Annotated in this window: 25 protein-coding genes; 4 read left to right on the top strand and 21 right to left on the bottom strand. The window is 68.3% G+C overall.

Annotated elements, in window-relative coordinates; all coding sequences use genetic code 11:
- Positions 1-23: 23 nt before the first annotated feature.
- From PKD89_RS06630 to PKD89_RS06620, 3 genes are read right to left on the bottom strand one after another with little or no spacing between them, the layout of a single operon-like run.
- A complete protein-coding gene (locus tag PKD89_RS06630; RefSeq protein ID WP_289011983.1) occupies positions 24-635 on the bottom strand; it encodes an alpha/beta family hydrolase in 612 nt (203 codons plus the stop codon).
- Positions 636-639: 4 nt separating this feature from the next.
- A complete protein-coding gene (locus tag PKD89_RS06625; RefSeq protein ID WP_287379636.1) occupies positions 640-1,344 on the bottom strand; it encodes a hypothetical protein in 705 nt (234 codons plus the stop codon).
- Positions 1,345-1,393: 49 nt separating this feature from the next.
- On the bottom strand, positions 1,394-2,392 hold the full coding sequence (locus PKD89_RS06620) for a hypothetical protein (protein WP_289011985.1): 999 nt from the start codon (positions 2,390-2,392) through the stop codon (positions 1,394-1,396).
- A gap of 89 nt (positions 2,393-2,481) precedes the next feature.
- Here PKD89_RS06620 and glpX point away from each other — a divergent pair, with 89 nt between their 5' ends.
- Both glpX and PKD89_RS06610 read left to right on the top strand, forming a co-directional pair.
- Positions 2,482-3,453, top strand: coding sequence for a class II fructose-bisphosphatase (gene glpX, locus PKD89_RS06615; protein ID WP_289011986.1), 972 nt, complete (start codon positions 2,482-2,484; stop codon positions 3,451-3,453).
- 65 nt (positions 3,454-3,518) lie between these two features.
- Positions 3,519-4,319 carry a PPK2 family polyphosphate kinase gene (locus PKD89_RS06610; RefSeq protein ID WP_324332339.1) on the top strand — a complete coding sequence of 267 codons (801 nt, stop codon included), beginning with the start codon at positions 3,519-3,521 and terminating at the stop codon, positions 4,317-4,319.
- Positions 4,320-4,367: 48 nt separating this feature from the next.
- Here PKD89_RS06610 and PKD89_RS06605 read toward each other — a convergent pair whose 3' ends face one another.
- From PKD89_RS06605 to PKD89_RS06520, 18 genes are all read right to left on the bottom strand, one after another.
- Entirely contained in the window at positions 4,368-5,066 is a 699-nt protein-coding gene (locus tag PKD89_RS06605; RefSeq protein ID WP_289011987.1) for a hypothetical protein, read from the bottom strand.
- Positions 5,067-5,260: 194 nt separating this feature from the next.
- Entirely contained in the window at positions 5,261-5,887 is a 627-nt protein-coding gene (locus tag PKD89_RS06600) for an MBL fold metallo-hydrolase (RefSeq protein WP_289011988.1), read from the bottom strand.
- A 128-nt stretch (positions 5,888-6,015) separates the two neighbouring features.
- Positions 6,016-6,432: an ATP synthase F1 subunit epsilon gene (gene atpC, locus PKD89_RS06595; protein WP_289011989.1), complete on the bottom strand. Its 417-nt coding sequence runs from the start codon at positions 6,430-6,432 to the stop codon at positions 6,016-6,018.
- A 2-nt stretch (positions 6,433-6,434) separates the two neighbouring features.
- Entirely contained in the window at positions 6,435-7,928 is a 1,494-nt protein-coding gene (gene atpD, locus PKD89_RS06590; protein WP_289011990.1) for a F0F1 ATP synthase subunit beta, read from the bottom strand.
- 70 nt (positions 7,929-7,998) lie between these two features.
- On the bottom strand, positions 7,999-8,985 hold the full coding sequence (locus PKD89_RS06585) for a F0F1 ATP synthase subunit gamma (RefSeq protein ID WP_289011991.1): 987 nt from the start codon (positions 8,983-8,985) through the stop codon (positions 7,999-8,001).
- Between the two features lie 3 nt (positions 8,986-8,988).
- Positions 8,989-10,635: a F0F1 ATP synthase subunit alpha gene (gene atpA, locus PKD89_RS06580; protein ID WP_289011992.1), complete on the bottom strand. Its 1,647-nt coding sequence runs from the start codon at positions 10,633-10,635 to the stop codon at positions 8,989-8,991.
- 110 nt (positions 10,636-10,745) lie between these two features.
- Positions 10,746-11,273 carry an ATP synthase F1 subunit delta gene (gene atpH, locus PKD89_RS06575; RefSeq protein ID WP_287379645.1) on the bottom strand — a complete coding sequence of 176 codons (528 nt, stop codon included), beginning with the start codon at positions 11,271-11,273 and terminating at the stop codon, positions 10,746-10,748.
- Positions 11,274-11,282: 9 nt separating this feature from the next.
- Entirely contained in the window at positions 11,283-11,816 is a 534-nt protein-coding gene (locus PKD89_RS06570) for a hypothetical protein (protein WP_287391622.1), read from the bottom strand.
- Positions 11,817-11,824: 8 nt separating this feature from the next.
- Positions 11,825-12,370 carry a F0F1 ATP synthase subunit B gene (atpF, locus tag PKD89_RS06565; RefSeq protein WP_287379647.1) on the bottom strand — a complete coding sequence of 182 codons (546 nt, stop codon included), beginning with the start codon at positions 12,368-12,370 and terminating at the stop codon, positions 11,825-11,827.
- A 62-nt stretch (positions 12,371-12,432) separates the two neighbouring features.
- A complete protein-coding gene (gene atpE, locus PKD89_RS06560) occupies positions 12,433-12,705 on the bottom strand; it encodes an ATP synthase F0 subunit C (protein WP_425591233.1) in 273 nt (90 codons plus the stop codon).
- Positions 12,706-12,886: 181 nt separating this feature from the next.
- Positions 12,887-13,666, bottom strand: a complete 780-nt coding sequence (gene atpB / locus PKD89_RS06555; protein WP_287391620.1) for a F0F1 ATP synthase subunit A — start codon at positions 13,664-13,666, stop codon at positions 12,887-12,889.
- Between the two features lie 18 nt (positions 13,667-13,684).
- On the bottom strand, positions 13,685-14,281 hold the full coding sequence (locus PKD89_RS06550) for an ATP synthase subunit I (protein WP_289011993.1): 597 nt from the start codon (positions 14,279-14,281) through the stop codon (positions 13,685-13,687).
- Positions 14,278-14,631 (bottom strand): AtpZ/AtpI family protein, encoded by a 354-nt coding sequence (locus PKD89_RS06545; RefSeq protein ID WP_287379651.1) that lies wholly within the window; start codon positions 14,629-14,631, stop codon positions 14,278-14,280. Before PKD89_RS06545 ends, PKD89_RS06550 begins: the two co-directional genes overlap by 4 nt.
- A gap of 192 nt (positions 14,632-14,823) precedes the next feature.
- Positions 14,824-15,258 carry a hypothetical protein gene (locus PKD89_RS06540; RefSeq protein WP_289011994.1) on the bottom strand — a complete coding sequence of 145 codons (435 nt, stop codon included), beginning with the start codon at positions 15,256-15,258 and terminating at the stop codon, positions 14,824-14,826.
- Between the two features lie 23 nt (positions 15,259-15,281).
- The gene (locus PKD89_RS06535) at positions 15,282-16,034 is read right to left on the bottom strand and encodes an ABC transporter ATP-binding protein (RefSeq protein WP_289011995.1); all 753 of its coding nucleotides are present in this window, start codon (positions 16,032-16,034) and stop codon (positions 15,282-15,284) included.
- Positions 16,034-16,753 (bottom strand): ABC transporter ATP-binding protein, encoded by a 720-nt coding sequence (locus PKD89_RS06530; RefSeq protein WP_289011996.1) that lies wholly within the window; start codon positions 16,751-16,753, stop codon positions 16,034-16,036. Before PKD89_RS06530 ends, PKD89_RS06535 begins: the two co-directional genes overlap by 1 nt.
- Entirely contained in the window at positions 16,750-19,188 is a 2,439-nt protein-coding gene (locus PKD89_RS06525; RefSeq protein ID WP_289011997.1) for an ABC transporter permease subunit, read from the bottom strand. The genes PKD89_RS06530 and PKD89_RS06525 overlap by 4 nt, the downstream gene beginning before the upstream one ends.
- 32 nt (positions 19,189-19,220) lie before the next feature.
- The gene (locus PKD89_RS06520) at positions 19,221-20,657 is read right to left on the bottom strand and encodes an ABC transporter substrate-binding protein (RefSeq protein WP_324332329.1); all 1,437 of its coding nucleotides are present in this window, start codon (positions 20,655-20,657) and stop codon (positions 19,221-19,223) included.
- A 269-nt stretch (positions 20,658-20,926) separates the two neighbouring features.
- On the opposite strand from PKD89_RS06520, the gene PKD89_RS06515 reads away from it, so the two are divergent.
- On the top strand, positions 20,927-22,642 hold the full coding sequence (locus tag PKD89_RS06515) for an N-acyl-D-amino-acid deacylase family protein (protein ID WP_289011217.1): 1,716 nt from the start codon (positions 20,927-20,929) through the stop codon (positions 22,640-22,642).
- The gene (locus PKD89_RS06510; RefSeq protein WP_324332328.1) at positions 22,639-23,679 is read left to right on the top strand and encodes an alpha/beta hydrolase; all 1,041 of its coding nucleotides are present in this window, start codon (positions 22,639-22,641) and stop codon (positions 23,677-23,679) included. Before PKD89_RS06515 ends, PKD89_RS06510 begins: the two co-directional genes overlap by 4 nt.
- Positions 23,680-23,689: the final 10 nt, after the last annotated feature.

Here is a 23,689-nt window from a genome sequence, read left to right as displayed (position 1 = left end):
CAGTTCAGGACTGGGCGGGATGGTCAGCGCTCGAGCCACGCGGCGACACGGGCGGCGACGTCGGCGTTGTCGGCCACCCGGCTCAGCTCGTGACGTCCTCCGGTGATCCACTCGGCGGTCACCGGGCCGGTGACCAAGGCATGCGCAGCCTCGAGTTCGTCGGGGGTTCCGAACGCGTCGCGGTCGCCCGAGACGAACAGCGTGGGCACCGCCACGCCGCCCAGGTGATCGATCCGCAGCCGATCGGGGCGCTTGGGGGGATGGAGCGGATAGGAGACCAGCACCAGGCCGGCGGCGTCGATCGCACCCTCGGCGAGCGCCATCGACGCCATGCGCCCACCCATCGACCGACCCCCGATCACCAAGCGGGACGGGTCGCTCCCCCACTGCGCCGCCGCCCGCTCGACCGCCGTGGCCACCTCGGGGATCAGCTTGGGGGCGCGGTCGGGGAAGCGTCGGCCCTCCAGACGGTAGGCGAAGTCGACCCGGCTGACCGGCAGCGGGTCGACCGCTGCTTCGATGGTGAACAGGCTGGCGTGGTCGGCACCGGACCCGGCGCCGGGGAACAACACCATGCCGTCAACCGACCTGCCGTCCAACGCCCTGCCGTCCAACGCCCTGCCGTCAACCGCCATGCGGTCAGCCGGTGGTTGCCAGCAGCACGCGACGGGCTTCGGACAGGTCGCTGATACGTCCCGCCGCGCCGACGGTTGCTCCGCCATGATCGGGGTGGGCTGCGGTGACGAGCTGCCGGAACGACAGCTGCACCGAGCGGCGGGTGACATCGGCCTCGGGATCGAAACCGAGCACGTGACGGGCCCAGCTCTCCGGATCGGCGAGGGCCTCCAGCTGCGTGCCGTTGCGGCGCCCGGTGACCAGCGCAGCGAAGCCTGCATCGACGTCGCCCGGCCAACGCAAGCCAACCCGGATGGCGGCAAACACCCCCCGTCGGTCCGCCAGCGGCAGCTGCGCCGCCGCATACAGCGCGCACAGCACGTGCTGCTCGGCAGTGCCGGTGTGGTCGTCGATCTCGAACAACAGCCGATCATCGACGACCGACAACCGGTGGTGACAGCGCTGCAGGCCGATCCGGTCGGTCTGGAAGCGGTGGCGCAACCGAGGCTGGGTGACCCGGTGGCCAGCCTCCAATTCGGTGATCAGGTGAAGCTGATCGTCGATCAGGTCGGGGTTGATGCGGTCGGAGAAGTGGGCGACCACGCCGGCGAGCAGCAGCCCGCCCGAACCCGGCGAGGGGTTGGACGGAAGGTGCGACGCACCGAGCGCCACGCGACGGGTGGGGGCATATGGGCGGGAGATGAAGATCTCCTGCTCGGCTAACAGCACCGGGTCAAGCTAACGCGGCCTCGCTCTCCCGAGGATTCGGGCGCGGCCGCTACACCAGACGAACGAGCCGGTCGCGCAGCTGCGCCGATCGGGCGGCAAAGGACTCCAGCGCCGCCTTGAGTTGGGCCGCTTCGTCCACCTCCGCATCCGCCGCGTCCGCATCGTCGACATCCGCTTCACCGTCGCCGGACACAGCGCCAACCTTCCCCTCGATGGTCATGGTGTCGCCATCGCCGTCGCCATCTGGGGATTCGTCCTCGATCGTCGCCGACGTCGTGCGGTCGATCTCGTCGCGCAGGTCGCCCGCCCGCTCGACCAGGTCACGCCACTGTGTGGCATCGAACCCGAAGGGCACGGCCAAGCGGTCCATACGATCGGCTGCCTCGACCACGTCGAGGCGCGCACCGGGGATCTTGGGGTTGTCCTTGAGGCGGTCCACCGCGGCGTAGAGCTGGGTCAACAGGTCCTGCACCTCGGTTCCCTCCGCCTCCTCGAACACCTCGTCCGGGTCGGGCATCGCTTCGAGGATGGCGTCGACCGCCGCCTCGTCACCGACGGCGATGTGCAGGTCGGCCAGGTCGTCCCATCCGGCGGCGATGCCGGCGACCAGCAATGATTCGGCCAGCGAGTCCCGCAGCACCCTCGGCCACTCGCCCACCTCGTAGACGATCTGATCGGTGTCGGCCGCCAGATGGGCCTGGCCGACGCCGAGGTCGTCGAAGGCCTCCTCGACCAGGTGCTCGTCGAGCAGCCCCACCACGAGCTCGGGCCCCTGCCACACCCGATCGATCGAGGACCCACCCAGGGCGGCGTCCAGAGCGGCCCTGTCGTCCCGACTCCATGCGCTGCAGTCGAAGAGGAGCCGGGCGTCGCTCAGCTGCTCCACCGGCGGACGCGGCAGCATGTCGATGTGGTCATCGCCCCGGTCACCGCTCTCGCCGGCGACGCCGTCGGCCTCATCAGCCGGATCGTCCGCCCCGCCAGAGGCATCGTCGGCCTCGGCGGGAAGGTCGTTGGAATCTCGGGAGCCTTGACGTCGACGAAGCACGGGGACGAGTCTTCCAGTCGCGGGCTCTCCGTGCCGCACCGGCGCCGGGCTTCAGCACCCGGCCGTCCTCGCCACTAGATTGGCCGACCATGAGCGACGCACAGGCCCCCGATCGAAACCTCGCAATGGAGCTGGTGCGTGTCACCGAGGCTGCTGCGCTCGCCAGCGCCCGCTGGCTGGGGCGCGGCGACAAGAACGCCGCCGACGGTGCGGCGGTCGACGCCATGCGCATCATGTTGTCGACCGTTCAGATGCAGGGCGTCGTCGTGATCGGCGAGGGCGAGAAGGACGAAGCGCCCATGCTGTTCAACGGCGAGGAGGTCGGCAGCGGCCATGGCGCCGGGGCAGATATTGCCGTCGACCCGATCGACGGCACCACGCTGACCGCCCTGGGACGCCCCAATGCCCTCTCGGTAATCGCCGTGTCCGACCGGGGCTCGATGTTCGATCCGGGCCCGTGCGTGTACATGGAGAAGATCGCCGTCGGGCCGGAGGCCGCCGACGTGATCGACATCACCCAGTCGGCGACCGAGAACATCAACCGGGTCGCCGAGGCCAAGGGCGCCAAGCCCCGCGACCTGACGGTCGTCGTGCTCGACCGGCCCCGCCACGACGACCTGGTGGCCGAGATTCGCACGACCGGCGCCCGCATCCACTCGATCTCCGACGGCGACGTGGCCGGTGCCATCGCCACCGCCTGGCCCACCTCCTCGGTCGACATCCTCTTCGGCATCGGCGGCACGCCCGAGGGCGTCATCTCCGCCGCCGCCATGAAGTGCATGCGGGGCTCCCAGCAGGGTCGCCTGTGGCCCCGCAACGACGCTGAGCGCACCGCAGCGCTGGAGGCCGGTTACGACCTCGACCAGGTGCTCACCCAGGACGACATGGTGCGGGGCGACAACTGCTTCTTCGCCGCTACCGGCATCAGCGACGGCGAGCTGCTCGACGGGGTGAGCTTCTCGCCGGCCGGCGCCAAGACGCAGTCGCTGGTGATGCGCTCGACCTCCGGTACCGTGCGCCTCGTCGAGACCCATCACCGAGCCGACCGCATGCACGTCTAGGAACCTGCGCATCCGGGTACGCGCACGGCGGTGATCGTCACCATCCACGACCAAGGGGAACCGTCATCGACATCGCTCCGTACCGCTACGACCCCTCTCAGCCCGTCGAGCTGTCCCAGTGGGACGGCGACGACGACGGCGGGCTGTCCAAGGACGACACCAAGGACGCCACCGCCGAGCTGTCCGAACGGCTCGTCGAACTCCAGCACCGGCTGTTCGCCCAGAAGGAACACCGCGTGCTCGTCGTCATCCAGGCGACCGACACCGGCGGCAAGGACTCGACGATCCGGCGTGTCTTCGGCCCGCTCAACCCGGCCGGGGTGAGGGTGACCGGGTTCACGAAGCCTTCGGAGGACGAACTGGCCCACGACTACCTGTGGCGCGTCCACCCCCACGCCCCCGGCGACGGGATGATCGCCGTGTTCAACCGTTCGCACTACGAGGACGTGCTCGTCGTGCGGGTACACGACCTGGTGCCCGAGGCCCGGTGGCGCCGCCGCTATCAGCACCTGCGGGAGTTCGAGCGGATGCTGACCGACGAGGGCACCACCGTCATCAAGTTCTTCCTGCACATCACCGCCGATGAACAGCGCCAACGGCTCCAGGATCGCATCGACGACACGACGAAATGGTGGAAGTTCAACCCGGCCGACCTGACCGAGCGCGAGCGCTGGGACGACTACCAGGCCGCCTTCTCGGAGATGTTGTCCCAAACCTCGGACCCGGTCCCATGGTGGGTGATCCCGGCCAACCACAAGTGGTTTCGCGACTACCTGGTGTCGAAGGTTTTGGTCGACACCCTCGAGGGACTGAACCTCACCTACCCGGAGCCGGAAGAGGACCTCACCGGGGTCACGATCACCTGACCATCGAGTGACGCCCGGCGCCAACCGTTCGGCCTGATCGGCGACGGCTCAGCCCACCGCTGCGCCACCAACCGGCATCTCGTCGATCACCGGCCGGTCGTGGTTGAGGTCAGCATCGACCTGCAGCGAATAGGTGCCGTCTTCGCCCAGGTTGGGTTCGCCCATCGCCGCCAGCGCTGTGTGCACCAGCTCGACCACATCGAAACGGCGGTGCATCTCCGTTTTCGCCACCATGTCCTCGATGATCGCGATCACGTGCCCTCGAATCCTGTCGTCCAGGTTGCCGACGCGCTCGGCCAGGTTGAGCTTGCCCCCGCCGTCGGTCTCCACCTCGATGTCGGCCGGATCGGGGGTCTCAACCTCCACGACCAGCGCCAGTGGGCGCTCCACTCGGCTGGTCAACATCAGCGGAAATCGGCCGGTGACGGTGTAGCTCTCCTTCTTGACCGCCAAGTTCAAGCGAAGCGAGAGGTTGAGCTCGACCATGGCCCGGTGGCGGCGAACGGTCGACATCTCGTCGGCGCCCTGCTCGACCGCCTCGATCGACCCGACGGTGGCGGAGCCCCGCACCGACGCCCTGACGACCGCGATCTGCTCGGTCACCTTGATCGCCTTGGGCAGCAACGCCTCCAACCGCGGGCCGATCACCTCGGGCACGAGCACCAGGCGAGCAAATTCGTAACCAAACTCGGCAAAGTCCATCGGTTCGCTGTCCGCCCGTTCGGGCGTGGCGGGCGTAGTAGCCATGGAACTCCTCGGACTGGCGCCGTGCGGGCGGCGAACTGACGCTCACGGTGACTGGCGTCCCATCGTACTGAGTTGTTCGCTCGCCGTACCGGCCCCTCGGTCGACGCGGTCGAGGTCCGCCATCTCGCCTACCCGCCTGACCGAGCGTTCATCAGCGGCAGCTGGAGCGCAACGCGCTCAGACGCCGAGTTCGCCTAGACCCCCAGCTCGGCAGCCTTGGCCTCGATGCCCGCTCGCTCGGCGCCGATCGTGGTCGACTCGCCGTGGCCGGTGTGCACGACGGTGTCGTCGGGCAGCGCCAACAGCCGGTCTCGGATCGACGCCACGATCGTCGGCTCATCGGAGTAGCTGCGGCCGGTCGCCCCGGGCCCACCGCAGAACAGCGTGTCCCCGGTGAACACCACCTCGCTGCCGGCGTCGTAGAAGCAGCAACATCCAGGCGAGTGCCCGGGCGTGTGCATCACGCCCAGCTCGTGGCCGGCCACCTGGAACGATCCGCCTTCGGCCAGCTGACGGTCGGGCGAGTCGTCGGGCCAGACGACGTCCCACAGCATCGAGTCGGCATCGTGGAGCCAGATCGGGGCATCGACGGCGTCGCGCAGCGGCACTGCGGCGTTGATGTGGTCGTTGTGGCCGTGGGTCAACACGATGCCCCGTACCTTGCGGCCGTTCGCTGCATCGACGATCGCCTGGTGATCGTGGGCAGCGTCGAACACCAACACCTCGTGGTCGTCGCCGACCAACCAGATGTTGTTGGTCACCTCCCACTCACCCCCATCGAGCGCGAAGATTCCGTCGGTCGTGATCAGTTCGATGGCCATGTAACCCACCGTAGTGACGGGCTCGCGGGGTGCCCACACCGCACGGCCGACGGCTGACCGACCGAACTCTGTCGCTAGAACGTCGTAGAGCGCGCGATAGCGGCAGAGTTCGTGTTTCCGGTTGGCAGTTAGCGCTTGGTAGCGGCCTCGGCGACCAAGATGCGCACCTCGGCGCGACGCAGGGCGGCCGAGGCCACCTCGTCGTCGGCGTCGGCCCGCAGGGCTTCCTCGGCGCGTTCCTTGGCGCCCCGAGCCCGGGCCAGGTCGACGTCCTCCGCCAGCTCGGCCATGTCGGACAGCACCGCCACCTTGGTGGCACCACCGTCGGTCGGGGTCACTTCGACGAAGCCGGAGTGAACGGCGATCTGGCGCTCGGGCTCGCCGTCAGCGATCACCCGAACGACGCCGGTGGCCAACGCCCCAATCATCGGGATGTGGCCCTCCATGAAGGCGGCGTCACCCTCGAGGGTGCGGGCGATCACCATGTTGGCCTCGCCCGACCACACGATCGCCTCCGGCGAAACCAGCTCGACCTGCATCGCCATGATCAGCCGTTCTTCTTCAGGTCGTCGGCCTTCTTCATGGCATCCTCGGCGCCACCGACGTTGAGAAACGCCTGCTCGGGCAGGTGATCGAGGTCGCCGTTGACCAGCATCTCGAAGCTCTCGATCGTTTCCTCGACCGGCGTGAAGATACCGGGCAGGCCGGTGAACACCTCGGCGACGAACATCGGCTGGGAAAGGAACTTCTCGATCTTGCGGGCCCGGTCGACCGTCACCCGGTCCTCTTCGGACAGCTCGTCGAGGCCGAGGATGGCGATGATGTCCTGCAGCTCGTTGTAGCGCTGCAGCGACTCCTGCACCTGACGGGCCACGTTGTAGTGGCGATCGCCGACGACCTGCGGGTCGAGGATGGTCGAGGTGGACGCCAGCGGGTCGACCGCCGGGTAGATGCCCTTGGCGGCGATGTCGCGGTTCAGCTCGGTCGTGCCGTCGAAGTGAGTGAACGAGGTGAACGGCGCCGGGTCGGTGTAGTCGTCCGCAGGCACGTACACGGCCTGGAGCGAGGTGATCGACTTGCCGCCGGTCGAGGTGATGCGCTCCTGGAGGGCGCCCATCTCGTCGGCCAGGGTGGGCTGGTAGCCCACGGCGGACGGCATGCGGCCCAGCAGAGTGGACACCTCCATGCCCGCCTGGGTGAAGCGGAAGATGTTGTCGACGAACAGCAGCACGTCCTGGCCCTGAACGTCACGGAAGTACTCGGCCATCGTCAGCGCCGACAGCGCAACCCGCAGGCGCACGCCCGGCGGCTCGTCCATCTGACCGAAGCACAGTGCGGCCTTGGTCAGCACCGACTGGTCGGTACCGCCCAGCATGGTCTCGCCCATCTCGATCAGCAGGTCGGTGCCCTCACGGGTGCGTTCGCCCACCCCGGCGAACACGGACACGCCGCCGTGGTTGGAGGCCACGCGGTTGATCATCTCGGTGATCAGCACGGTCTTGCCCACGCCGGCACCGCCGAACAAACCGATCTTGCCACCTTGAAGGTAAGGCGTAAGGAGGTCGAGCACCTTGATACCGGTCTCGAACATCTGGGCCTTCGGCTCAAGGGTGTCGAAGGCCGGCGGCTGGCGGTGGATCGGCCAGCGGTCGGTCGCCTCGATCGAGTCGACGTCGAGCGGTTGACCGATGACGTTGAACACGTGGCCGAGGACGGCGTCGCCGACGGGCACGGTGATCGGGCCACCGGTGTTGCGCACCTCGGTGCCGCGGGTCAGGCCGTCGGTCGGCTTCATGGCGACCGCACGCACGCGGCCCTCGCCGATCTGCTGGGCCACCTCGGCGACGACGGTCACCACCTCGGTGTCACCGCCGATGGTGAGATCGAACTCGAGGGCGGTGTTGATCTCGGGGATCGCCCCGGAGGGGAACTCGACGTCGACCACGGGGCCGGCGATGGCGACGATCCTGCCCGACGGGTGATCGCCTGCAGAGGTGTCGTCGGCTGGGCTGTCGGTTGCGAGGGGCTCGGTTGCGGTCATCGTGGCTCCTGGGTGTTCGTGGGAGAAGGGTGTGTTGGGTGGGTGCGCAGGGTCGCCGGTCGGCGCTGCACTAGCGGTGCGTCTGGTGGTTGAAGTGCTCGTGGGCAACGTGCTCAAAAGACAGGTGCTGGGCGGCCAGGTGATGGGCGGTGTCGCCTTCATCGTCCTGGTCGTCGTTGAGTGCCTCAGCACCGGAGATGATCTCGGAGATCTCGGTGGTGATCGCGTCCTGGCGCACCTGGTTCATCTTGCGGGTCAGGCGCAGGATCATGTCTTCGGCGTTGTCGGTGGCCGACTTCATCGCCCGCTGACGGCTGGCGTGCTCGGAGGCGGCGGCGTCCAACAGCGCCGAGAACAGGCGGCTCTCGACGTAGCGGGGCAAGAGCGCTTCGAGCACCCCGGCGGCATCCGGCTCGAACTCAAAGCCTGCTCGGGCTTGGGCGTCGCCGACCGCGGCGATCGCCTCGCTGGGTTGCAGCGGTAGGAAGCGACGCACCCGCGGCTTCTGGGTGCCGAGGCTGACGAACTCGGTGTAGGCCAACATGATGCGCTCGACGCCCTCTGAGAGGAACATCGCCGCCACCTTGCCCGCCACCTCGCGGGCGTTGCTGTAGACCGGGGTGTCGGAGATGCCCTCGAACTCGGCATCGATCGTGTAGCCGCGGAAGCGGAAGTACGAGCCGGACTTCTTGCCAATGCACACCAGCCGGTACTCACGGCCTTCGGAGCGGGCCGCCTGCACCTCCCGTTCCGCAGCGCGGATGACCGAGGCGTTGTAGGCGCCCGCCAGTCCTCGATCGGAGGCCAGCACGACCACCCCGACCACCTTGGGGTCCTCGTTTTGGCGAAGCAGCGGATGGTCGACCGAGGTGCCCTGCGCGGACAGGTCCTGAATCACCTTGGTGATCTCGGTCGCATAGGGACGGGCCTCGCGGGCCCGCTGCTGCGCCTTTGTCACCCGGGTGGCCGAGATCAGCTCCATAGCCCTGGTGATCTTTTTGGTGTTGCCGACGCTGCCGATGCGGCGTCGCAGCACTCGTTCCTGTGCGCCTGCCATGGATCAGCCGTCCCGCTTGGAAGGCTGGAACGTCGCCTCGTCGCGATCGACGTCCTCTTCGGGCAGGGTGACGTCGGAATCGACCACCCGTGAGTGCTGGTCGCCACTTTCCCCGGCGTCGGGCTCGTGGACGCCCTCGGCACCGGGATCGAACTCGCTAGCAAAGCGGGCGATGGCGGCCTCGAGCGCATCCTCGTCGGGGATCTTGCCGTCGCTGCGGACCCCATCGAGGATGTGGCCATGGCGGGCACGGAAGTATTCGAGCAGCTCGTCGGCGAAGCGGCCGACCGACTCGACCGGAATGTTGTCGAGGTGGCCGCGGGTGCCGGCGTAGAGCACCACCACCTGCTCCTCGACCGGCATCGGCTGGCCGACGCCCTGCTTGAGCAGCTCGGTGAGGCGGTAGCCCCGCTCGAGCTGGGCCTTGGACACGGCGTCGAGGTCCGAGCCGAAAGCGGCGAAGCTCTCGAGCTCACGGAACTGCTGCAGGTCGGACTTGAGCGTGCCGACAGCGGTCTTCATCGCCTTGATCTGGGCGGCGGAACCCACCCGGCTGACCGAGATGCCCACGTCGATGGCGGGCCGCACGCCCGAGCGGAACAGGTCCTCCTGCAGGAAGATCTGTCCGTCGGTGATCGAGATCACGTTGGTCGGGATGTAGGCGGACACGTCGCCGGCCTTGGTCTCGATGACCGGCAGGGCGGTCAGGCTGCCCGCACCGCGCTCGTCGGACAGCTTGGCCGCCCGCTCGAGCAGGCGGCTGTGCAGGTAGAACACGTCGCCGGGGTAGGCCTCGCGGCCCGGCGGGCGGCGCAGCAGCAAAGCCATCTGGCGGTAGGCCTCGGCCTGCTTGGACAGGTCGTCGTAGATCGCCAGGGCGTGGCCGGAGTTGTCCATCCAGTGCTGGCCCATCGCACAACCGGCGTAGGGGGCCAGGTACTTGAACGGCGCCTGATCGGAGGCGGGTGCCACGACGACCACCGTGTACTCCATGGCGCCGGCCTCTTCGAGCCGGGCGACGGTCTGGGCGACGGTGGAGGCCTTCTGGCCGATCGCCACGTAGATGCAGTTCACGCCGAGGCCGGCCTGGTTGAGGATCGTGTCGACCGCAACCGTGGTCTTGCCGGTCTTGCGGTCGCCGATGATCAGCTCGCGCTGGCCACGGCCGATCGGGATCAACGAGTCAATCGACTTGATGCCGGTCTGGAGGGGCTCCCCCACCGGCTGGCGGCCGGTGATGCCCGGCGCCTGAATCTCCATGCGGCGCTGCACGACGTTGGTCAGCGGGCCCTTGCCGTCGATCGGGTCGCCCAGGGCGTTCACCACGCGGCCGAGCATGCCGTCGCCGACCGGCACCGACAGGATCTCACCCGAAGCCCGAACGGCGTCGCCCTCGGCGACCTCGTCGGCCCCGCCGAGGATCACCGCACCGATCGAATCCTCATCCAGGTTGAGCGCCAGGCCCCGCACGCCGCTCTCGAACTCGAGCAACGCGTTGACCGGGCAGTTGGGCAGACCGGCGATGCGGGCGATGCCATCGCCCACCTCGGTCACCCGGCCGACCTGGCTCTCGGTGAGGTCGGGCGTGAAGCCTTCGAGGTTGCTGCGAATGGCGTTGGTGATCTCGGCTGGATCAAAGAGCTGGGTCACTTCTGAGTCTCCTGGTGCTGCGGTGCTTGTGCTGGCGCTCTAGCGGGCGGCGGGCTTGGCGGGTGGGCGGGGGCGGACGGGTGTGCGCCGGGAGGCGCAGGGGCAGTGCCTTAGAACAGCTCGCGCAGCTGAGCCAAGCGGGACCTGACGGTACCGTCGATGACCTGATCACCGATCTCGGCGTGAACACCGCCGACCACGTCGGGGTCGACGAGGAACTTCGGGGCGATCGGGCGGCCGGCGGCCGCCTCGAGAGCGGCGGCCAGGCGCTGCTGCTGGTCGGGGTTGAGGGCCACCGCGGTGCGGATGGTCGTCAACGCCTGTCCGGCGTCGCCGGCGGTGCGCTCGGCCAGCTGCTGAGCGATGGCGCCCAGCTCGTCGGCACGCCCGGCGGCGACGACGGCGGCCAGGGCGGCCAGCGTGGCCGGTGCCACCTTGCCGCCCAGCACGTCGGTGACCACCTTGGTGCGGCGGTCGGCGGGCAGGGCGAGATCGGAGAGGGTGGTGCTGAGCTCGACGTTGTTGTCGATCTCGCGGGCCACCCGGTAGAGCTCGTCGGCCACGACGGCCTCGGCTCCCTCGGCTCGGGCCAGGCCCAACAGGGCTTCTGCGTAGTTCTCGGTGCGGGTGTCGCTCACGTGGTGCTCCTAGGACCTGGCGCCCAATTGGGCGATGTACTGGTCGATCAAGTCGGCCTGAGCGGCGTCGTCAAGCGACTCGCCGACGACGGCCTCGGCGGCACCGAGCGACAGGCGGGCCAGCTCGGCCTGGATGTCGGCGCGGGCCTGACGGCGGGCGATCTCGACGTCGCCGCCACCGCGGTGACGGATCGCCTTGGCCTCGGACTCGCCCTTGGCGATCAGGTCGGCCTCCACCTTGGCGGCGGTCGCTTCGGCGTCGGCGTGGATACGGGCCACCTCACGCTCGCGGTCGGCGAGTGCCGACTTGATCTGGTCCCGTTCGGCCTCGGCGCCCTGACGGGTCTCCGCAGCCTGGTCGAGATCCTGTTGGATCCCGTCGGTGCGCTTGGCCATTGCCCCCTTGATCGCAGGGCCGGCCTTCCACCAGATGATGCCGACGACGATGAAGAACGCGGCCGAACCGCCGAACACCTCTCCGATGTCGTGGGGAAGCCAGTAGCCGTTGCCTTCGGAGGCGAGCAGCAATGCGAGTTGGGTCATTCCAATCCTCAGTTCTCAGAAGGTGCGAGGTAGGTCTCGGCGATGCGCTGGGCGACCGCCGGATCGACGGTGCGTCCGAGCACCTTGGACGCTGCCGTACCGGCGAGCTCGGCCACCTGGGTACGGGCGCCGGACAGGGCCTCGGCCCGCTCGGCATTCAGCTCGGCCAGCGCAGCCGAACGGATCTCGGCGGCGTCGGATTCGGCGGCGGCGGTCAGCTCGGCCCGGCGGGCCTCGCCCCGTGCACGGGCCTCGTCGACGGTGGCCGACGCCTGCGTCCGGGCCTCGGCCAGGGTGGCGTCGTAGTCACGGCGCACCTTCTCGGCCTCCACCTTGGCCCGCTCCGTTCCCTCCTCGTCGGCCAGGCGCTGCTCGTCGCGCTGGCGCATCACGGCGCGCACGGGTGGCAGCAGCACGTACCGCATCAGGATCCACAGCGCCGCAAAAAACAGCGCTCCCCAGAAAAGCTCAGGGCCGGTCGGCAGGACCGGGTTGACCGTCTCCGCAGCTTCCTCGCCGCCTTCGGCGGCCAGGGACAGGATGGTTGCCAGCATTCAGGTACTCCTCACGTGGTGATCGACGAGGCGTTCCGGCGGGGCCAGAACGCGGGTGGTCCTCAGACGAACTTGAGGAGAATGAACACAACGAAGCCGATCAGTGCGAGGGCTTCGGTGAAGGCGATGCCGAGGAACATCGTGGTCTGCACCTGGCCGGCGGCCTCGGGCTGACGGGCGATGGCCTGGACGGCCTGGCCGACCAGGTAGCCGATGCCGATGCCGGGGCCGATGGCGGCAAGGCCGTAGGCCGCACCGGCGCCGGACGCGCCGGCGATGGACTTGGCCTCATCGGCGGTGAAGTCGCCTGGCGTCGCCTGCTGGGCGATTTCGATTGCGTGGTTTGCTGCGTGGGACAGAACGCTCATCTGGGTGTTCTCCTTGTCGGTGGGGCCTGGGGCCCATTTGTTGTGTCCCCGCTGTGCGGAAACAACATCTGTGGTTGGAACGAAACGGGGATCCGGTGGCCTGGTGGCCGGCCGGGGTGGTGATCAGCGGCCCTCGTGGCCGAACCGATCAGTGGGCCGGGTGCAGTGCGCCGCCGATGTACACGCCGGCGAGCAGGGCGAAAATGTAGGCCTGCAGGAAGGACACCATGATCTCGAAGGCGGTGAAGGCGACCAGCCCGAAGAACGGGGCGATCGACAGCGGCACCAGGGCGAACTGCATCGTCTCGGCGAGCAGCAGCGACAGGGTGAGCACCGAGAAGGTGACCAACAGGATGTGGCCGGCGAGCATGTTGGCGAAGAGCCGCACCGCCAGGGAGAAGGGCCGCACCAGGAAGGTGGAGATGAACTCGATCGGCGTCACCAGGAGGTAGAGCGCCTTGGGCACGCCCGGGGGGAACAGTGCGTCCTTGAAGTACTTCAGGCCGTTGTGCTTGACGCCGACGCCGATGAACATCGCCCAGGTCACCATGGCCAGCACGAGCGGGTTGGCCATGCGGGCGTTGGCGGGCATGTGGGAGGTGGGGATGACCTCGAAGATGTTGCCGATGAAGATGAAGAAGAACATCGCCGTGAGCATCGGCAGGTAGCGCATGCCGTCGGGGCCGATCGTCGGCAGGACGATCTGCTTCTCGACGAAGTCGACCGAGGACTCGACGACGTTCTGCACGCCGCGTGGCACCGGGTTCTTGGCGCCCTTCCTGGCGGCGAGCCAGAACAGCACCGTCGGGATGATCACGGCGAGCAGCGAGATGAACGCAATCTTGTTGAACGCGAAGAAGGTGCCTTCGCCGAACCAATCAGGCCAGACGACGATTTCTTCGATCGATGGAAACTCAAGCGCGAACACGGGTAGTGGCTCCTAGGTTCAGGACGTCGCGGTGACGGACTGCTCGGGGTCGACGGGACTGGCGGTGGGGGGTGTGTCGGTGGCGGGTGTAGCGGCGGGCGGTGTAGCTGAGGTGCCGGAGACCGAGTCGGCTGCCGGGTCGAAGGCGTGCACCGTGACCTGTGCCGGGGACTTTCCGGGGCGGGGTTTGATGCCCGGGTAGGCCATCGAGCCGGAGACGTAACGCAGCTCCCAGAACAACAGCCCGAGGTGGGTCACGATCAACACGATGCCGAAGGCGACCGGGTCCAGCCAACCCTGGTCCTTGACCAACAGGACGACGACGAGGATCAGGCCCAACCGGAGGAGATAGCCGAACAGCGCCGCACCGGCCATGACGGCGATCGAGATACGGCCGCCGACCTGCAACATCCAGGCGGACAGCAGGAAGTTGACGACGACCAGGCCCAGCGCCACCGCTGCGGAGATCGCGCCGTTCGTGCCCCAGATGGCAGCGGAGCCGAACAGTGCGATCGGCGCCCAGATCACCGCCCGACGCAGCAGGTCGACAGCGACCTCCATGGCGGGCGATGGGCCCTCCAGGCGGGTCATCAGGCCGGAAGTGTTGTCGCTCACGCCGAAACCTCGGGCTTGGCGACAACCACATCGACGCTGGCGCCGGAACGGGCCGAACTGCGGGCAACGCCGGCGGCGACCATCTCGGTTCGATACGAGTTGATCACCTTGTAGAGCGCACCGCCGAGGCCGTAGACGCCACCGACGATCATGAGGATCGGGGCCCAGCCGAGGATTCCGTCGAGCCACCATCCCAGCGTGGCGAACAACGCCGGGGCGATAACCAAAAGGTATCCACCGTGGCCGCGGTCCATCTGCTCGCTCCAGCGCGCGCCGGACGGTGCCGATGCGCCGCTGGACGGCGTGACCTTGGGAGTCACCTGGAGGAACGACACGGAAGGACTACTCACCTTGGATCGGACGGCGCACGGGGGGGTGCGGGACGGAGGCGACGGCACGGGTGCGCCGACCGGACCGGTGGGGCCGGAAAACCGCATGGATTCAGCTCGTGAATCCGTGCACGAACTCTAGGAAACCAACGCTGGGCACACAAGTTGGCGCGCCACGCCCGCCGGTAAAGCAGGTTGGAGACTGTTCAGAACCTAGTCGTTGCGGGCCGACGTGCGTTCGAGCGCCTCGACGACCCGGTCGGTCTGGGCACGCTGCTCGTGGATCAATCGGATCATCCAGAACCGCAGGTAGCGGCCGAACGAGTAGCGGATGAACAGCGCCGCACCGACGATCACGATGATGTTGCCCAGCCAGAACGTCTGCGAGGCGTAGGCCCGCTGGTCGGCGGCGTCCGATGTCGACATCACCAACAAGATGCCGACGATCGCCATGACGATCGGGATCGCCAGGCCGGCGATCCCCAGCTTCAACGCCCGGGCCTCGGTGTCGGCCGAGGAGCCCGAGAGCTTCAGCTGGGAGATCTCCCGGGTGAACTCCTCGGAGCGTCCGCCCATGCCCCCGCCCCCATCGGTGGCGTCGACCTGGTCGGCGCTGCTTCCGAGGCCCTGAGCATCGTGTTGTGCCATGTTGTCTTCTCTCCTGGTTTCGATCACTGCCCACCGAGGTAGGCACTTGACAACTCCGCCTCGATCGCGGCCGGCTCGCCGACCGCGCGGATCTTTCCGTGCACCATGATGGCGGCCCGGTCCGAGACACCGAGCACCGTTCGGGCGAACTGCTCGACGACCACGATCGACACCCCACCTTCGGCGATGGCGGCGACGACGCCGTACAGTTCCTCGACGATCAGCGGCGCCAGGCCCATCGACAGCTCGTCGAGGATCAGCACCGCCGGGTCGGTGGCCAGGCCGCGTGCCATGGCCAGCATCTGCTGTTCGCCGCCCGACATGGTGCCGGCGACCTGGCTGCGACGCTCACCGAGGCGCTTGAAGCGCCCGTAGGCCACCTCTTCGAGCTCGGACAGCTTCTTGCCGGTGAACGTGGCCATCCGAAGATTCTCCCGAACGGTCAGGTTGGGGAAGATGCCCGTCCCTTCGGGAATCATCGCCAGCCCGGCACGGGCCAGGTCCTCCGCCTTCGACCCGGTGACGTCGCGCCCTGCGATGATCACCTTGCCGGCGGTGGGCGCCATCAGCGCGCAGAGGATGTTGAGCGTGGTCGTCTTGCCGGCCCCGTTGGGCCCGAGCAGGGCATACACCTCGCCCGGTCGAACCGACAGGTCGACGCCGTGAAGCACCTCGATCGAGCCATAGGCGGCGCGGATGCCCTGCAGCTCGATGATGGGCTCGACCGACTCGATCGGCTCCGCCGGTCCGGTGGGAGTGCCAGCCGGTGTCGCCATCATCCGGCCTCCCCGATCGCCGAGCCCAGGTAGGCGTCGAGCACCGCTTCGTTGGACTGAATCTCGGTCGGGGTGCCGCGGGCGATCACCTGGCCGAAGTCCAACACGACGATCCGTCCACACACCCGCATCACCAGCGGCACGTCGTGCTCGACCATCAAGATCGCCATGCCGTCGGCGGCCAACTGCAACAGAAACTCGCCGAAGCGCTCGGTCTCGGCCTCGTCCTGGCCTGAGGCGGGCTCGTCGAGCAACAACACCTTGGGCTGTGTCGCCAGTGCCCGGCCCACCTCCAACAGGCGTGCCATGCCGGTGGAGATCCCGGCGGCTGAATCGTCGGCGACATCGGTCAGCCCCACCTGCTCGAGGATGGTGTCCACCTGTTCGGCGGTGTCCTTGGATCGCAGCTCGGCCGCCATCTGGACGTTCTCGCGCACCGTGAGCGAGGTGAACACCTCCAGCCGCTGAAAAGTGCGCGCCAAGCCGTGCTGGGCCCGGCGAAAGGTGGGCCAGCCGGTCATGTTTCTTCCGTCGAGCGAGACCGAACCCGACGTTGGGGTCAGCATGCCGGTCAAGGCATTGAACGTTGTCGTTTTACCCGCCCCGTTGGGGCCGATCAGCCCGACGATCTGGCCGGCCTCGACGGTCAGGTCGACCTCGCTCACCGCGAGGTTGCCACCGAAGCGCACCGAGATGTTGCGGGCCTCGAGCAGGCTCATGCTGCACCTCCGCGGCCGGCGAGAACGGCCTCTCGGGAGGCGTCCAGCTCGTCCTCGATCAGCCCGATCTCGGCGTCCGCCTCGATGATGTCGCCGCGGTTGAACCCTTGGTGCACCCCGATCAGGTCGGGCGAGGGCGCCACGCGGGTGTCCTCCTCGGTGAGCGGGCCGTAGATGCGCGCCAGCACGGCGCCGACCACACCGGCGAAGGCGACGATCATGACCACCCGCCAGCCGTTGCTCTCGGTGATCGATGCGACCGGCACGGCCACGGCGATCACCGTCGCCACCGCTCCGCCGAGCATCAGCGGCACCCGCTGGGACGGATGCGGGCCTTCGAACAGCAGCGGGGTGAGCGGCGTCACCGCAAACGCCCAAACGACGACCCCGGCGGTGAACTGCCAGCCCGAGACGACGCCGCCGGCCGCCAGCGTCCAGATGGCGACGACGCCGAGCACGCCGAGGATCAGCGCCTCGGTGCGCTCGCCGACCGCGCGAAACCCCACGCCGACCCGGCTCATCGCGCCGCTGGGGTTCTGGCCCAGGCTGATGCCCATCAGGCCGGGGGCAAACGTGGTGAGCTTGGCGATCGAGATGCTGATGGCGGAGAAGTAGCCGACCGCGTTGCCCTTGAAGATCGGCCCGAGGATCGACTGGAAGCCACCGAGCAACATGCCCCCGAAGAAGGCGCCACCGATCAACCCGACGCCACCGACGACGGCGAGCATCGTGACCGCCAAGCTGTTCTCGAAGGAGAACTGGTCGACCCGGGCGGTGCCCGAGAGCAGGGCGCCCCCCAGGCCGGCGATGCCCGCCGACAGCGCAAAGACACTCAGGTTGGTCTTGGTCAGGTTGAGGCCGAGGGTGGCGCAGGCGGCCGGCGAGTCCTTCATCGCCATCAGGCGCCGACCGAAGCTGGATCGGCGCACCGCGACGACGAGGATGCCGACCAGGGTGAAGACCACCGCCGACACGATCATGCGAGCGGTGGCGGTGCTCCACGAATCCCTCAGCGCAGGCACCGACAGGTTGCCCTGGGGCATCACCTTCTGCTGGGACAGCACGAGCTTGGACAACATCAGGGCAAAGGACGCGGTCAGCAGCGCCAGGTAGATGCCGGAAAGCCGCAGGGCGGGCAGCGACACCAGAGCGCCGACCACCGCAGTGACCGCAACGGCGGCGACGACGCCCAGGATCGGATTGTTGACGCCGACATTGCCCATGACGACGGCGCCGATGCCGGCGAAGCTCATCTGGGCAAGCGAGATCTGGCCGGAATAGCCGGCGAGCGGCACCAGCGACAGGGTGACCAGCGCCAGGGCGTAGCCGCCGGCCAGCGAGAGCTGAAACGTGTCGGGCACGATGACGGTCAACATGACCGTGGCCAACGGGAAGAGCACCGCGCCGATCACGGTCACACGCCACGTCGGAATGCGAAACTGGTCGCGGGTGGTCGACAGGCTGTGGCTGCGCTGACGATCGGGCCGGATGAACAACATGACGATGAACAGCACGATCGCCGGCATGGCGGTCTGAAGGTTGGCCAGCGTCCAGCCGGTGGTCCGCTCGAAGCTGGACATCGCCTGCTCGATCACGTTGGAGTCGCCCGCCTTGACGAAGCTTGAGACGTAGCTCTGGGCCAGGCCCAGGACGATGGCGCCGAGGAAGGTGAGCGGCACCGACTTGAGGCGGCCCATCACCGGTGCGGCGTAGGCGTTGAACACCAGCAGCGTGAGGGTGACCGCCTCCAGCGTGCTGATCGGGGCGCCGAGCACCCCGGCGAGCGCGGCCAGGCCGGCGCCGAGGCCCCATGATGCCATCGACGTCAGCCCTGGACGGGCACCGTTCAGCTTGGCGAGCGAGCGGTCGTCGACCACCGCCCGCATCGCGATGCCGGTTCGGGTGTTGTATAGGAACAGGCGCAACCCGATCGCCACCAGGATCGCAGCGACGAAGATGATGATGCGGTGGATGCTGACACCGACGCCGGCGATCGTCACCGGTGGCGTATCGGCGAAGAACTCGGGCACCGATCGCCCGACGGTCGGGTCCCAGATGATCGGCGCCAGGCCGATCAACGCCAGCAGCAGGCTGACCGTGACCACCATCTTGATCAGCTCGGAGGTGCCCTCCAGGCCGCGCATCAACCCCCGCTCGATGATCGAGCCAAAAATCGGGGCGACCACGCCGACCACCAGCAGCAGGGCCAGCCAGGTGGGCAGCCCCCAGGCCTCGGTGAACTGCCAGTAGGTGAACGCCGCCATCATGCCGAACGCCCCGTGGGCGAAGTTGAACACCCCCGAGGTGGTGTAGGTGACGACCAGCCCGGAGGCGGCGATCGCATACAGGGCGGCGGTCACCAGCCCGGCCACCGTGGCGGTGAGGAACTGATTCCACAGGTTGGGCGTCTGGGCCAGCAGCGACACGGTGTTCATCGCCGGGCGATCTCTCTCATCGGTCGGCTCACTCAGTCCACATCGATCTCGACGGTGGAGTTCTTCTCGGGGCAGTAGTAGCCGTCCTCGTTGGCATCCTTGCTGCCGACCTCGGGGAACTTCCGGGCGAACTTGTCGCCGTCGATCGTCATCACGATGACGCACTCCGACGGCGTGTTCTTACCCGGGTTGCCCGGCGAGTGGAGGCCACCGCCGGTCCACTCACCGATGTTCTCCACCTCCTTGCGGACGCACTCGCGGCTGATGATGTGGTCGTCGGACTCGGCGCAGGCGGTGGCCGCCTCGGTGAAGAGCAACCACGACGACATCGACTGGATGCCCAGCGCAGCGGTCTTCGCCTTGGGGTCCACCTCCTTGCGGGCGTCCATCAGCTCCTCGAACTTCTGGATCGCCGGGTAGTCGTCGGCCTCCTCGAACGGCGGGTGGGGAATTCGGATCAGCACGTCTCCCAGCGGGTTCGAGCCCTTTTCGAGGAGCACCGGGTCGTACTGGTTGGCCTCGGCGAACATCGGGATGTCCACCCCGTCCTCCTTCAGCGAGCTGAGGAACAGCCCCGAGTTGCCCGGCTCACCGATGAAGCTGGTCATCGTGGCACCCGAGCCCTTGACGCTCTGGGAGGTGAGCTTGAAGTCCTGGCCCTGCACGGCGTAGGCCACCTCGTCGCCGACCTTAAACGGCTTGCCGAGCTTCTCGAGCACCGCCACGGTCTGATCCTTGACGAACCGGATCGAGTCCAGGTCGCCGTAGGCGATGGAAATGTCCCCGGATTCCTTCGGGTAGGCCTTCGCCAGGTAGCTGAACAGCGAGGCGGGCCGGACATTCGCCGGGTTGGGGACCGCGGCGATGTACGTATCGGTGGCGTCGGCCTTGGCCTTGGTGACCGTGAAGCCGGGCATGTCCAGCTGGCCGCACTCCTTCAGGCTGGGCGAGCCCTCGACCTGCAGGTCGTCGAAGGTGGAGCCGCCGCCGACCATGGCGAACACGTCGTCGCAGGCGGCGGGGATGAACTGCTTCACCTCGAAGAGCTTGCCGTCCAGGTCGACGGTCTCGATCTGCAGGCCGGCGATTCCGCCCTGGGCGTTGCACCAATCCACATAGGCGTTGGAGGCGTCCCACAGCTCGCGCAGCAGGCCCGGCCGCACGTCGGCACCCCGGTCGTTGGCGACGCCGATGTACAGCTTGTCGGTGCCCTGCCCGGCCTCGGACTCCTCGACCTTGCCCTCGCCCGGCCCACACGGGGACTCGATCGAGCCGAAGTTGGCGTCCTCGGCATTGGCACCGCCCGAGCCGCCCCCATCGGCGCTCTGGCCAGCAGCGTCAGTGCCACCTGCGACCTCGGGCATCGACGAACCCTTGGCACCGCAGCTGACGGCGACGAGCAGCAGCGAGACCATCGCCAGCAGCAACGTCGAACGCGCCGTTCGGTTCGACTTCGATGCTCGGCTCATATGCCCTCCTCGTACGAACAGCGCCGGTGACCTCCGACACAGACAGTGCAGCAGCACCGAACGCCGCGCGCAAGATTCCACGCTGAGCGGTCATCGGCCTGTGCCGATGACGCCCCTGGAATTGCCAGCAGCCCCCGGTGACAACCGACATGATGACACGTGACCACCCTGCTCCGGATCATCCGCACCTCGACCCGGGCGGGATCGTTGACGGTGACTGTGCCAGAATCTGACGAGGCGTCAGATTTTCGATCTCGGAGGAACGGCTGATGGCAGACCTGGTGATTCGAGGAGCGCTCATCGTCGACGGAACGGGCGACGAGCCCCGGACGGCCGACGTTGCGGTGACCGACGGGCGCATCAGCGCCATCGGTGAGGTCGGCGAAGCCGGTGACCGCGAGGTGGACGGCACCGGGCTGATGCTGGCCCCGGGGTTCATCGATCCCCACACCCATTACGACGCCCAACTGCACTGGGATCCCACCGCCTCGCCGTCCAACCTGCACGGCGTGACCACGATCGTCGGCGGCAACTGCGGCTTCACCCTTGCCCCGCTGCAGCCCGGCGACGGCGATTATGTGGCTCGCATGATGGCCAAGGTGGAGGGCATGCCCCTCGAGGCCCTCGAGCTGGGCCTCGACTGGGGATGGGAGAGCTTCGGCGATTTCCTCGACCGCCTCGACGGTGCCATGGCGATCAACGCCGGGTTTCTGGTCGGCCACTCGGCGCTGCGCCGGTACGTCGTCGGCGCCGATGGCCAGCGCGAGGCCACAGCCGAGGAGATCGAGGCGATGGCCCAGCTGCTGCGCAGCTCGATCGAGGCCGGCGGGATGGGCTTCTCCACGTCGCTGTCCTTCACCCACTCCGACGGCGACGGCGTGCCGGTGACGTCGCGCTTCGCCAACCGCGACGAGGTGCTCACGCTGACCGCCGTCGTCTCGGAGTACGAGGGCACCTCGCTCGAGTTCGTCATGGACGGCTGTCTCAACGGCTACACCGAGGAGGAGGAGGACTACATCCTCGAGATGGCCCGGGTGGGCAAGCGGCCCCTCAACTGGAACGTGCTCACCGTCGACTCCCGCAAGCCCGACGAGTACCTCCACCAGCTGGAGGTCGGCGCTCGCGCCGCCGAGGAGGGCCATGCCGTCGTCGCACTCACCATGCCCACCCTGCCCGGCATGACCCAGAGCTTTGGCACCCACTGCGGCCTGTGGCTGTTGCCGGGCTGGAAGCACATCATGGGCCTGCCCCTCGATCAGAAGAAGGAGTACCTGGCCCAGAGCGGGGTTCGCCACCTGCTCGCCGAGCTGGCCGCCTCCGAGACCGGGGCGCTGTCCCGGCTGACCACCTTCGCCCGCTTCGAGATCGGCGACACCTTCTCGGAGGCCAACGAGGGCCTGAAGGGCCGTGTGGTCGAGGACATCGCCGCCGAACGGGGCCAGGATCCCTTCGACACGCTGGTCGACATCGTTCTCGAGGACGACTTCCAGACGATCCTGTGGCCGCTGCCCACCGACGACGACGACGCCTCCTGGGAGCTGCGCCGCCAGGTGTGGGACGGCGACGGCGCCATGCTGGGCGGCTCGGACGCCGGGGCCCACCTCGACCGCATGCTCGGCTCCAATTACCCGACCAAGTTCCTGGGCGACACGTTGCGCGGCAAGCGCCTGGTCAGCGTGGAACGGGCGGTGCAGATGATGACCCAGGTGCCCGCCCGCCTGTTCGGGCTGACCGACCGGGGCACGATCGAGGTGGGCAACCACGCCGACCTGGTGCTGTTCGACCCGGCCACGGTCGATTCGGGCCCGATCACGATGCGTTCGGACCTGCCCGGCGATACCGAGCGGCTCTTCGCCGACGCTGAGGGGATCGTCGAGGTCTGGGTCAACGGCGAGTCGACCGTCGTCGACAACGCCGACACCGGGGCGCGCAGCGGCACCCTGCTGCGCGCCGGCGCCGACACGCACACCTCGCCGTTGGTGTGACGGCCACCCCACGTCTGCATCCGGTCGGACGCGCCGCACGGGTGCTCATCGGCCTGCTCGCCCGTCGGGGCGACGAGATCGTCCGCGACGGCCGCCGCCTCGCCCCCGAGATGCGGGCGGTGCTGGCCGTGGCCAAGCGGGTGGCCCCCACCAACGATCGGGACATCGCCCGGGCGCGAATCGACATCCGCCGCTCGGTGATGGTTGGCCCGCCCGTGCCACCCGGCGTGCACACCTGGGAGCGGGACATCCCGGGCCCCGCCGGCGACGTGCGGGTGCGATTCTATCGTGACGCCGACACCGAGCCCGGCGCACCGGCCATCTGCTTCTTTCACGGCGGTGGCTGGGTGGTCGGCGACCTCGACAGCCACGATCCACCCTGCCGGGTGCTGGCGCAGCGGACCGGCGCCGTCGTGATGGCGGTCGACTACCGGCTGGCCCCCGAGGCCCCCTACCCCGCCGCTGTCGAGGACTGCGTGGCCGCCTACGCCTGGTTGACGAAGCATGTGGGAGAGCTGGGCGTGGACGCCGACCGGCTGGCGGTCATGGGCGACTCGGCCGGCGGCAACCTGGCGGCGCTGGTGGCGTTGGCCGCCCGCGACCAGGGCCTGCGGGCACCGGCACTGCAGGTGCTCATCTATCCCGGCTGCGACTTCACCATGGGCCAGCCGTCGATCGACACCTTTTCCGAGGGGTTCATGCTCACCAGCGAGTCGATCCGCTGGTTCCGCAACCTCTACCTGCCCGACTCCGGCGCCTGGCGCGACCCGGCGGTCTCCCCCCTGTTTGCCGACCCGACCGGCGCCGCCCCCGCCCTCGTGTTCACCGCCGGGTTCGACCCGCTGCGCGACGAGGGCCGCGCCTACGCCGCCCTGATGGCGCAGGCCGGCGTGCCCGTCGTCGACCGGTGCTTCGACGACCTCATCCACGGCTTTTACAACATCGGTATCACCCGGGCCACGCTGATGGCCGCCGATGAGGTCAACCGCACCATCGCCGCCGCCCTGGCCGGCAGCCACCCGAGCCTGCAGAGCTGACGACAACTCC

Origin of the sequence: Candidatus Neomicrothrix sp. (genome assembly GCF_035329545.1) — a bacterium.
GTDB classification, from domain to species: domain Bacteria; phylum Actinomycetota; class Acidimicrobiia; order Acidimicrobiales; family Microtrichaceae; genus Microthrix; species Microthrix subdominans.
Note: the sequence above shows the minus strand (reverse complement) of the source record. Positions and strands in the feature narration are given on the sequence as shown.

Coding starts and splice junctions, on each gene's coding strand:
- PKD89_RS06630 (WP_289011983.1), bottom strand. CDS start 635: ATGGCGGTTGACGGCAGGGCGTTGGACGGCAGGGCGTTGGACGGCAGG.
- glpX (WP_289011986.1), top strand. CDS start 2,482: ATGAGCGACGCACAGGCCCCCGATCGAAACCTCGCAATGGAGCTGGTG.
- PKD89_RS06605 (WP_289011987.1), bottom strand. CDS start 5,066: ATGGCTACTACGCCCGCCACGCCCGAACGGGCGGACAGCGAACCGATG.
- PKD89_RS06600 (WP_289011988.1), bottom strand. CDS start 5,887: ATGGCCATCGAACTGATCACGACCGACGGAATCTTCGCGCTCGATGGG.
- atpC (WP_289011989.1), bottom strand. CDS start 6,432: ATGGCGATGCAGGTCGAGCTGGTTTCGCCGGAGGCGATCGTGTGGTCG.
- atpD (WP_289011990.1), bottom strand. CDS start 7,928: ATGACCGCAACCGAGCCCCTCGCAACCGACAGCCCAGCCGACGACACC.
- PKD89_RS06585 (WP_289011991.1), bottom strand. CDS start 8,985: ATGGCAGGCGCACAGGAACGAGTGCTGCGACGCCGCATCGGCAGCGTC.
- PKD89_RS06570 (WP_287391622.1), bottom strand. CDS start 11,816: ATGACCCAACTCGCATTGCTGCTCGCCTCCGAAGGCAACGGCTACTGG.
- atpF (WP_287379647.1), bottom strand. CDS start 12,370: ATGCTGGCAACCATCCTGTCCCTGGCCGCCGAAGGCGGCGAGGAAGCT.
- PKD89_RS06540 (WP_289011994.1), bottom strand. CDS start 15,258: ATGGCACAACACGATGCTCAGGGCCTCGGAAGCAGCGCCGACCAGGTC.
- PKD89_RS06535 (WP_289011995.1), bottom strand. CDS start 16,034: ATGGCGACACCGGCTGGCACTCCCACCGGACCGGCGGAGCCGATCGAG.
- PKD89_RS06530 (WP_289011996.1), bottom strand. CDS start 16,753: ATGAGCCTGCTCGAGGCCCGCAACATCTCGGTGCGCTTCGGTGGCAAC.
- PKD89_RS06525 (WP_289011997.1), bottom strand. CDS start 19,188: ATGAACACCGTGTCGCTGCTGGCCCAGACGCCCAACCTGTGGAATCAG.
- PKD89_RS06520 (WP_324332329.1), bottom strand. CDS start 20,657: ATGAGCCGAGCATCGAAGTCGAACCGAACGGCGCGTTCGACGTTGCTG.
- PKD89_RS06515 (WP_289011217.1), top strand. CDS start 20,927: ATGGCAGACCTGGTGATTCGAGGAGCGCTCATCGTCGACGGAACGGGC.